We start from the raw sequence: 2831 nt of genomic DNA on the forward strand, positions 1-2831 counted from the left end.
ATGGGCCGCGTGACGCTCAACATCCGGCCCTGGGGCCAGGTCTTCGTCGACGGCGCCGACCGCGGCGTGAGCCCGCCGCTCAAGTCGCTGTCGCTGCGTCCCGGCATCTACAACATCGAGGTGCGCAACGGCGACCTCGAGGTCTACCGGCAGCGCGTGACGGTGCAGGACAGCAAGTCAGCGCCGGTGGTGAGCCACGAGTTCAAGTAAGGGGCGGGGCGCGGGTCAGCTGAGCAGGCTGGCCGTCGTCACCACCTGCGCGTACTCGCCCTGCAGGTTGGCCAGCGCCATCGCGTGGACCTGCTCCGCGCCGAAAGTGGCGCCATCGATGCCCGCGCGGTCGAAGGCGAAGGTGGCATCGGCCACCACCGTGACCGCGAAGCCGAGGCAGCTGGCGCTGCGCGCCGTGGCCTCGACCGACATGTTGGTGGCCACGCCGACCACCACGATCTCCTCGATGCCGCGCACGCGCAGCCATCGCTCGAGGCCCGAGTGCGCGAAGGCATCGGTCACGTTCTTCTCGACCACGTGCTCGGCGGGCAGCGGTGCCAGCGCGTCCTGGAACGCCGCGCCGGGCTGGCCCGGGAAGAACACCGAATCGGCGAAGCGCGACATGTGGCGCACATGGACCACGGGGCGGCCGGTGGTGCGCCAGTGCATGAGCAGGCGCTGCACCCGGGCTTCCGCGTCGGGGTTGTTGCGGCGGCCCGCGCGCGGTTCCTGCATGCCTTTCTGCATGTCGATGACGAGGAGGGCACGGTCGGTCATGGCGGGCCTGGAGTGAGCGGGATTGCGCCGCACTCTAAGCGATGCGCTGGGCGCTACAGGCCTTCTGCAGCGCCCGCCGGTACTGCACCGCCTCGGCCACATGCGCCGTCTCGATGACCGCCGCTCCCGCGAGATCGGCGATGGTGCGTGCCACCTTGAGCGCGCGGTGCGTGCTGCGCGCCGACCAGCCGAGCCGGGCGGCGGCCGTGTGCATGAAGCGGCGCGCCTCGTCGCCGAGCGACGCATGGCGATCGATGTCGGTGCCTTGCAGCGCCTGGTTGGCCTTGCCCTGGCGTTCGATCGCGCGTTCGCGCGCGGCGGCTGCGCGCGCGCGGATGGCGGCCGTGGTCTCGCCCGCGGGTGCGTCGAGCAGTTGCTGCGCCGACACCGCGGGCACTTCGATGTGCAGGTCGATGCGGTCGAGCAAGGGGCCGCTGAGCTTGCGCTGGTAGCGCGCCACCTGGTCGGGCGTGCAGCGGCAGGCTTTCGTGGGCGCGCCCAGAAAACCGCAAGGGCAGGGGTTCATCGCGGCAATGAGCTGGAAGCGCGCCGGAAAATCCGCCCGCCGCGCGGCCCGCGCGATGCTGATGGTGCCGGTCTCGAGCGGCTCGCGCAGCGCCTCGAGCGCGGCGCGCGAGAACTCGGGGAATTCGTCGAGGAACAGCACGCCGTGGTGCGCCATCGAGATCTCTCCGGGCCGCGGCGGCGAACCGCCGCCCACCAGCGCCACGGCGCTCGAGGTGTGGTGCGGCGACGCGGTCGGCCGGTGCATCCAGCGCTCGGTCGAGAAGCGGCCGCCGAGGCTCGCGATGGCGGCGCTCTCGAGCGCCTCGTCGATGCGCATCGGCGGCAGCAGGCCCGCGAAGCGCTGGCCCAGCATCGACTTGCCCGAGCCCGGCTCGCCCATCATCAGCAGGCTGTGGCCGCCGGCCGCGGCGATCTCGAGCGCGCGCTTGGCGCCGGCATGGCCCTTCACGTCGGCCATGTCGGCATAGGCGGGGGCATGGGCTTGCGTGGACGCATGGGCCCGCGACCAGCCCTCGTCGTCCGCCTCCAGGTCGGCTTGCGCATCGGCCGGCAGGAAGCGCCGCACCACGTCGAGCAGGTGCCTGGCGCCGTAGACCTCGCCGCCGGGCACCAGCGCGGCCTCGTCGGCGCTGGGCGCGGGCAGCACCAGCCGGGTGGCGATGCCGCGCATGTGCAGCGCGAGCGCCATCGCGAGCGCGCCGCGCACCGGCCGCAGCTCGCCCGACAGCGAGAGTTCGCCCGCGAACTCGTGGCCCGCGAGCCGCGCGCCCTCGATCTGGCCGCTGGCCGCGAGGATGCCCAGCGCCATCGGCAGGTCGAAGCGGCCCGAGTCCTTGGGCAGGTCGGCCGGCGCCAGGTTGACGGTGATGCGCTTGTTGTGCGGGAACTCCAGCCCGGCGTTCTGGATGGCCGAGCGCACGCGCTCGCGCGCTTCCTTGACCTCGGTTTCGGCCAGCCCGACCAGCGTGAAGCTCGGCAGGCCGTTGGCCAGATGCACCTCGACCGTGACACTGGCCGCTTCCAGCCCGAGCAAGGCGCGGCTTTGCACCAAAGACAGACTCATTCTCTGCTTCCTCCCTATATTGGTGCGCCCGATTCCGGTCGTCGCGGGCGTCTTGTTCTTTTTTCGGTGCAAGGCACAAAGCCTTGCGCTTGTAACCATTTTTGGCTGGCTTCCCTGGGCGCGCTTCAACCGGTCACCGGGGGATGTGCACTTTGGCACGCTCCCTGCTTTGAGGGTCATCAGGTTCCACAACACTACTTGCGAGGAGTTCCCGATGACGCACCGTTCCGCCGCCCAGGCCCTGATCGTCCTGGCCACCGCATTGACCACGTCGGGCGCCGCCCTGGCGCAGGCCACCCCAGACGCTGCGGCGGCGCCTGCAGCGGCACCCGCTGCTTCTCCGATCACGGCCAACATCTCGCTGACCACGAACTACAAGTTCCGCGGCCAGGACCAGGACATGATCGGCCGGGACGACTTCGCCAAGACCCGCGGCGTGAAGCCCGCCATCCAGGGCGGCTTCGACTACGCT

The 2831-nt window shown here is 71.0% G+C and carries 3 protein-coding genes and 1 pseudogene; 2 read left to right on the forward strand and 2 right to left on the reverse strand.

The window, feature by feature from the left end:
• Positions 1-210, forward strand: a pseudogene (locus tag AC27VN_RS37930) (serine/threonine protein kinase); the annotation flags it as partial.
• Positions 211-225: 15 nt separating this feature from the next.
• Here AC27VN_RS37930 and AC27VN_RS37935 read toward each other — a convergent pair.
• Both AC27VN_RS37935 and AC27VN_RS37940 read right to left on the reverse strand, forming a co-directional pair.
• Positions 226-768, reverse strand: coding sequence for a cysteine hydrolase family protein (locus AC27VN_RS37935; RefSeq protein ID WP_490879994.1), 543 nt, complete (start codon positions 766-768; stop codon positions 226-228).
• Between the two features lie 34 nt (positions 769-802).
• On the reverse strand, positions 803-2359 hold the full coding sequence (locus tag AC27VN_RS37940; RefSeq protein WP_490879995.1) for a YifB family Mg chelatase-like AAA ATPase: 1557 nt from the start codon (positions 2357-2359) through the stop codon (positions 803-805).
• A 214-nt stretch (positions 2360-2573) separates the two neighbouring features.
• On the opposite strand from AC27VN_RS37940, the gene AC27VN_RS37945 reads away from it, so the two are divergent.
• The coding region (locus AC27VN_RS37945) for a TorF family putative porin (protein ID WP_490879996.1) at positions 2574-2831 on the forward strand (258 nt) is incomplete at its 3' end.

Source organism: Variovorax sp. 20P10.2.4, from assembly GCF_058244205.1.